7 protein-coding genes are annotated in these 7,517 nt (G+C 33.4%); all 7 read left to right on the top strand.

Features of this window, described 5'->3' with window-relative positions; translation table 11 throughout:
• The first annotated feature begins 258 nt into the window (after window positions 1-258).
• The 7 genes from ACZM4J_RS07235 to ACZM4J_RS07205 all read left to right on the top strand — a co-directional run bounded on the left by ACZM4J_RS07235 (window position 259) and on the right by ACZM4J_RS07205 (window position 7,397).
• The gene (locus ACZM4J_RS07235) at window positions 259-1,533 is read left to right on the top strand and encodes an adenylosuccinate synthase (protein ID WP_428244866.1); all 1,275 of its coding nucleotides are present in this window, start codon (window positions 259-261) and stop codon (window positions 1,531-1,533) included.
• 264 nt (window positions 1,534-1,797) lie between these two features.
• Window positions 1,798-3,537, top strand: coding sequence for a class I mannose-6-phosphate isomerase (locus tag ACZM4J_RS07230; RefSeq protein WP_022165660.1), 1,740 nt, complete (start codon window positions 1,798-1,800; stop codon window positions 3,535-3,537).
• 190 nt (window positions 3,538-3,727) lie between these two features.
• Window positions 3,728-4,480 carry a GntR family transcriptional regulator gene (locus ACZM4J_RS07225; RefSeq protein WP_022165659.1) on the top strand — a complete coding sequence of 251 codons (753 nt, stop codon included), beginning with the start codon at window positions 3,728-3,730 and terminating at the stop codon, window positions 4,478-4,480.
• 346 nt (window positions 4,481-4,826) lie between these two features.
• A complete protein-coding gene (locus tag ACZM4J_RS07220) occupies window positions 4,827-5,252 on the top strand; it encodes a PTS sugar transporter subunit IIA (RefSeq protein ID WP_022165658.1) in 426 nt (141 codons plus the stop codon).
• A 15-nt stretch (window positions 5,253-5,267) separates the two neighbouring features.
• Window positions 5,268-5,756, top strand: coding sequence for a PTS sugar transporter subunit IIB (locus tag ACZM4J_RS07215; RefSeq protein ID WP_022165657.1), 489 nt, complete (start codon window positions 5,268-5,270; stop codon window positions 5,754-5,756).
• A gap of 18 nt (window positions 5,757-5,774) precedes the next feature.
• Entirely contained in the window at window positions 5,775-6,584 is an 810-nt protein-coding gene (locus ACZM4J_RS07210; RefSeq protein ID WP_022165656.1) for a PTS mannose/fructose/sorbose/N-acetylgalactosamine transporter subunit IIC, read from the top strand.
• Window positions 6,585-7,397, top strand: coding sequence for a PTS system mannose/fructose/sorbose family transporter subunit IID (locus ACZM4J_RS07205; RefSeq protein ID WP_302690213.1), 813 nt, complete (start codon window positions 6,585-6,587; stop codon window positions 7,395-7,397). It begins immediately after the preceding gene.
• Window positions 7,398-7,517: the final 120 nt, after the last annotated feature.

Here is a 7,517-nt window from a genome sequence, read left to right as displayed (position 1 = left end):
GGTATTGCAAAGATAGAATTAAATCAACACTCGGAGGACTTAGTCCTCTAGATTATAGAAGGAGTATAGGCATAGCGGTCTAAAAAAATGTCCGCATGCCCGGTGGAGAGTGAAATTTAAAATTTTAATTTTGAAAATAGGGATTATATTTAAAATGCACTAGCATTTTTTTCGGCTAGATAGTATAATGTTTAGTGGTCTGCTAGGAAGCAGCGAAAGATAATTATTAACGAACAACACAAAGTAGGAGGAAACCAAATGGTTAGAGCGATTGTTGGTGCCAACTGGGGTGACGAAGGAAAAGGTAAGATTACAGATATGCTTGGAGAAAAGTCAGATATCATTGTTAGATTCCAGGGTGGTAGTAACGCAGGACACACTATAATAAATGAATATGGAAAGTTTGCATTACATTTACTTCCATCGGGAGTATTTTATCAGCATACAACATGTGTTATTGGAAACGGTGTAGCACTTAATATTCCATATCTTCAGAGGGAAATTGATGATATCGTTTCACAGGGAGTGCCAAAGCCACATATTTTAGTTTCAGATAGAGCACAGATTCTTATGCCATATCACATTGATTTTGATGCATACGAAGAAGAAAGACTTGGAGGAAAAGCTTTCGGCTCAACTAAGTCAGGTATCGCTCCTTTTTATTCAGATAAATATGCAAAGATTGGATTCCAGGTATCAGAATTATTTGACGAAGATACATTAAAAGAAAAAGTAGTAAGAATTGCAGAACAGAAGAATATTCTTCTTGAACACATGTATCACAAGCCACTTATCAATCCTGATGAATTATTAGAAACATTACATGAATACAGAGATATTGTAAAACCTTATGTAGCAGATGTTTCATTATTCTTAAACAACGCTATCAAAGAAGGAAAGACAATTCTTTTAGAAGGACAGCTTGGAACATTAAAGGATCCTGATTTTGGTATTTACCCAATGGTAACATCATCATCAACACTTGCATCTTATGGTGCAATTGGTGCAGGTATCCCATGTTATGAAATTAAAGATATTATTACAGTAGTAAAAGCTTACTCTTCAGCAGTAGGTGGTGGAGAATTCGTAAGTGAAATTTTTGGTGAAGAAGCAGACGAATTAAGACGTCGTGGTGGTGACGGTGGCGAATTCGGTGCCACAACAGGTCGTCCACGTAGAATGGGATGGTTTGACGCAGTAGCTTCAAGATACGGTGTAAGAATGCAGGGCGCAACAGAAGTAGCACTTACAGTTCTTGACGTATTAGGTTACTTAGATGAAATCCCAGTATGTGTAGGATACGAAATCGACGGAGAAGTAACAAAAGACTTCCCAGTAACGTCACAGTTAAAGAAAGCAAAACCAGTATACGAAACACTTCCAGGATGGAAAGAAGATATACGTGGAATAACAGAATATGACAAATTACCGGAAAACTGCCGTAAATATATTGAGTTCATCGAAAAAGAACTAGGAGTTCCAATCACAATGGTAAGTAACGGACCAGGCAGACATGAAATCATATACAGATAGGCATTGAGCCTCGCCAAATGAAAACACAGCCGAAAAATGTGCTTGCACAATTTTTCGGCTGTGTTTTTTATTTGATGTGGCGAAAGCCACTGACGAAATAGACCGAAGGTCTATGAGTACAGAGGCTCAATGCCTGTGACTAGAAAACTTTAAAATTATAAAAATCGATTGAAACAATATTTTAACTATGCTATATTGTAATTACAAAAGAACGTTGTCACATAAAAACATTAGTACGGTATAGAAAAGGAGGTATGTTATTTAATGAAATATTTAAATTTTGCTAGTAAATACGACAGATTTCCTAAAACAAAAATCAAAGGATATGATAATTTTGCATATGAAGGCTGGGATAGAATACTAAAGGAAATAAACAAAGAGTTTGATAATAAGAAAATTTTAGTGGTAGATTGTTATCCTGGAACTAATGAAAAAGAATTGAAAGTAAATTTAATTGATAAACTATCTCCAAATACAGTTATATCAATGGAAGATATTTTTTTTGATAAGGATAAATTAAATGAACTTATGGAAAAAAATCTTACTGATGACAGAGTACGTGGAATTATGTATTATGGAACAATTAATGACTTTATTTCCGATGAAAAATTGCAGCAAGCTAAGAAAAAAATTGAGAATACACAAGGCAAAGTAGTAGTATATGGCTTTGGGGCATCTCTAGTAACTAAAGGCGATATATTAGTTTATTCAGATATGGCACGTTGGGAAATACAACTTCGTTATAGAAATGGAATGCCTAATTATAAACAGGACAATTATGATGAAGATGTACTAATAAAATATAAACGTGGATTTTTTATTGAATGGAGAATAGCAGACAAACACAAGGCTTCTTTATATGAAGATATTGATTTTTATTTAGATACAAATAAACAGGGAAATCCTAAAATGGTTATAGGCGAAGGCTTTAGAGAAGGACTTAAGCAAATGACAAAAAGGCCATTTAGACTTGTACCATATTTTGACCCCGGTGTTTGGGGTGGACAATGGATGAAGGAAGTATGTAATCTAGATAAAAATGAAAAAAATTATGCATGGAGTTTTGATGGTGTTCCTGAAGAGAATAGTATATATATGCAATATGGAGATGTGACAGTTGAATCACCTGCAATGAATTTGACATTGTATCAACCAAGGGAATTAATAGGAGAAAAGAATTTCGCAAGATTTGGTGCAGAATTTCCAATTCGATTTGATTTCCTTGACACAATGGAAGGCCAAAATTTAAGTTTGCAGGTTCATCCAGATACAGACTACATAAGAAATAAATTTGGAATGCCATATACTCAGGACGAGAGCTATTACATTTTAGATGCAAAAGAAGGGGCGGGGGTTTATCTTGGATTAAAAGAAAGTATTGATAAAGAACAAATGATTTCAGATTTGGAAGAGGCTCAACATGGGAATGTCAAATTTGATGTAGATAAGTATATTAATTTCTTCCCCGCAAAAAAACATGATCATTATTTAATACCAGCAGGAACTGTTCATTGCTCTGCAAACAACTGTATGGTACTTGAAGTAAGTGCCACGCCATATATATTTACTTTTAAATTATGGGATTGGGATAGAGTAGGTTTAGATGGCAAACCAAGACCAATTCATATTGAAGATGGTAAGAAAGTTATTAGATATGACAGAACAACAAAATGGGTGGAAGAAAATCTTGTAAATAATTTTAATGTTATAGAGGATAATGATGACTATAAAGAGGTAAAAACAGGTTTGCATGAACTTGAGTTTATTGAAACACATGTTATTTCAACCAGTAAGTCAGTTGAAATTAAATCAGACAAAGAAGTTACAATGTTGAATCTAGTTGATGGAAAGCAGGCAATTATTAAGAGTAGTAATGATTCTTTTGAACCATATAAAGTACATTATGCAGAAACAGTGATTGTTCCGGCAAATGCAGGCAGTTTTATAATTGAAGCTGTAGATAGTGAATTTATAAAGGTAATGAAAGCAAAGGTAAGGAACTAATATATTAATAAAATTTTGCACCAAATATAATAATTTAAAGTTTATTGTAGAGATAGCAAAAAAATGATAATACATCATATACAAAAAAAATGTAAAAATGTTAGAATGAAAACGTTGCAAGAAAAACGTAATATAGTTACAATTAAACATATTAACTTGGCCTGGTTAATATGACATGAAAGGACAAAAAATGAATTTATTTAGAGCAAATATAATTGACAGAAGTTCAGCTATACCTTTATATTTTCAATTGTATTCGTATATTGAAAAACTAATTGAAAAAGATGAACTAAAGGATGGTGATAGACTTCCTACAGAAGACGAATTAGTAACCCAACTGGGGATAAGTAGGCCGACAATAAGACAAGCATATAAAGAATTATCATCCAAGGGATTTATTAGAAGGGAAAGATCCAAAGGAACAGTAGTTACTAAACCGATGGTTTATGACAAGTTTTTAAGCGAACTTACAAGCTTTAGGAATGAGTTAGAAGCAAGTGGTGCAGTTGTGAAAACAAAAGTATTGGAATTTAAAGTAGAAGACGAATCTACAAAAGTAAAAGACTGTTTATTGTGTGATAAGTACATACATTTAAAACGAGTTAGATATTGTGATGACATCCCTGTTGTTTATATGGACAGTTATATACCATACTACAAATATATTAATATGTTAGATTGCAATATGGAAAGGGAGTCATTATACGATCAAATGGAAAAAGCCGGTTATCCAGTATTCTCTGTTTCAAGAAATATTTCAGCAAAAAAAGCAAAAACTGAGGAAGCGAAGTATTTGGAAATGGCAAAGGGCGATCCGATTTTATTTACTGAAACAATTGGAAAAGATAAAGGCGGAGTACCAATAGAATATTCAGTGGCTAATTATAATGGAAAGAAAACAAACTTTAATATTGAATTAAAATTAAGTGGCATAAACAAGTAAAAAAGATTGTTAGAAAAACACATGACATTTGAAAAAATGTTATGTGTTTTTTTGATGCATATTTGTACAAAAATAACACTTTGGATAGAAAATTTTCAAATATGAGTAAAAAATGAAAAAAATATTTTTAGTTTGTTTTATTAAAAGAATATTATTATATCTAATCATAATGAAACGTTTTTATTACTTTAAAAACGTTTCGTTGTCAGAAGTGCCATATAAAATTATGAAAAACTTGTAAAAACTATTAAAAATATATAAAAAAATATTGACAAGAAAACAATATTATATTATATTGTAATTACAAAAGAACATAATAAATAAAAATATGACAAAGGAGGCAAAAATGAATGGTATAGTTGTAGTTGGACATAATCATTTTGCAGAGGGAGTTGTATCAGCAGGAGAGATGATACTTGGACCTCAGGAACATGTAAAGTATGTTTGTTTGACAGAAGGTGTTGACGCATTTTCAAAGCAACTTAACGAAACACTTGATGAAGCTTTTGGAAAGTATGATTCAGTAGTTGTTTTAGCGGATGCTAAGGGTGGAACACCTTTTAACCAGTCATTAAGATATAAGCTGGAAAACGCAAAAGATAACATGTACATCGTAGCTGGTGTTAATCTTCCACTACTTATGGAATTAGCATTACGTTTAGGTGAAGACGATATTGAAAAAGTTTTGGATGACGTTATTGCTACAGGACAGAGCTCAATTGAACTTGAAAATGTTGAAGATGATGATGACGACGATGATGATATTGTATAAGGAAGGAGAAGTGTGATGAGTGTAACATTAATTAGAATTGATGACAGAGTTCTTCATGGACAGACAGTAACACGTTGGGTTGGTACAAGACCATGCAAAGGAATCTTAATTGTTGATAATGAGATTGCAAATGATCCATTTCAAACAAAGATTTTTAAAAATGCAGCCCCTACAGGAATTAAAGTAGGTGTTTTCGATGAAGAAGAAGGAGCTAAAAGAATTACAAAAGCAAATTCAGTTGCTAATGGATATTTTGTAATTGTAAAGTCTCCAAGAACTTTAGTTAATTTACTTGAAGCTGGTGTTGACTTAGGAAAGAAGGTCAATGTTGGACCTATGTCAGCAAGAGCAAACACAACAGTAGTCGGAAGAAACTGTGCTTTAACAGAAGATGAAGCAGAAGCTTTCGAAGAATTGACACAGAAGGGTATTGAAGTTGAATTTCAGCTAATCCCAGATGCGTCACCTACATTATGGAACTCAATTAAAGAGAAATTAAAATAAAAACAGGAGGACAAAAAAATGGATGTAGCTTTATTAGTAAAAGCATTGCTAATTGGAGTATTTTCATACTTAGGTGGTATTCATACTCCATGGTTAGCAGGTATCTCTGGTGGTTACTACACAGTAGGTAGACCATTAGTAGCAGGTTTAATATGCGGTATTATTATGGGCGATGTAACACAGGGTGTACTTCTTGGTGTTGCAGTACAGGCAGCTTTTATCGCAAATGTATCAACAGGTGGTTCAACAAACTCAGAAATCATCTACGCAGCATATGGCGGTATTGGATTAGGTTTAGTATCAGGAGCATCAACAGGTGTTACAGTTACTTTATCAGTATTATGTGGTTCATTAGGACTTATCCTTTACAACTTAATCATGGTTGTTAACTCAGTTTGGAACTCAAGAGCAACAGCTGCTGCAGCAAGGGGTGATGAAAAAGGAATGTTCAGAAACCATGTTATTGGAGCTCAGATTACAAACTTTGTTATCAGAGCAATCCCAGTTTCAATTGCTATTTACAGTGGTAAAGGGTTCGTTAACTTCGTAGTTAACAACGTACCAGATTGGATTCTTCACGCAATGGACGTTTTAGGTGGAATGTTACCTGCAATTGGTGTTGCATTACTTATGAACTTATTGATTAAAGAAAAGTCTTTCTTAATCTACTTCTTTGCAGGACTTATTTTCTACACATTTATTAGTAACTCAATGATTGCTTTAGCTGTAATAGCTGGCTTGATTGCAGTAATCGTTTACAAAGCATCAGGATCAAACGCTACAGTAGAAGCTGCAAGTTCAGATATTGATGATGACGAGGTGATATAAATGGCAAAATTAGATAAGAAAGATTTAAAAAAGGGTTTTTGGTCTTGGCAGTTTTGGGCTATGTCAACATTAAGCTATGAAAAATTAGAGGCTAATGGTTTTGCCCAAGGTATCGTACCTATCGCTAAGAAATTATATGGAAAAGGAACACAAGAATATGCTGATTGTTTAAGTAGACATTCAGTATTCTACAACACAGAACCACAGACAGGTTCAGTAGTAAATGGTATCGTTGCTTCACTTGAAGAAGAAAAAAGCGAAGGAGCAAATGTTCCAGATGAATTATTACATACAGTTAAAACATCACTTATGGGACCTATCGCAGGTATTGGAGATTCAATAGTTCAGGGTATTTTCATCCCAATCTTATTAAGTATTGCTATGTCAATCTCATCTGCAGGTAGTCCTGCCGGAGTTTTATTCTACATGGTTTTCTATTTAGGAATCATGCTTAGTGTAAACTACTGGTTATATATGAAAGGTTACAAGTTAGGACTTTCAGCTGCTGATATTTTAGTAGGTGAAAATTCACAGAGAGTTAAAGATGCAATCACTGTTTTAGGTACAATGGTTGTAGGTGGATGTTGTGCAAGTTTCGTAAGCGTAACTACACCACTTAAGTTTGCCAATAAGGCAGCTAAAACAACATTTAAGGTTCAGGATACATTTGATAGTTTCTTCCCAGGCCTTCTTGGATTAATCGTAGTTTTATTAAGCTACTATTTAATCAGCAAGAGAGGATGGAAGGCTAACAAAGTTCTTATCCTTCTCGTAATCGTATCAATTGTTTGTGCATTCGTAGGAATTTTATAATCAATTGTAGGTTACACATAACAAATTATCACATAACTTTTTGGGAAACACAGGGTAAAATCTGTGTTTCTCGAATATAGCGGAAAAATAAGTTATATTGGTAGTTATTATTTGTTTTTT

It is taken from the genome of Eubacterium sp. (assembly GCF_057858645.1).
The sequence above is the reverse complement of the archived record's forward strand: the minus strand, read 5'-3'. Positions and strand labels throughout refer to the sequence as shown.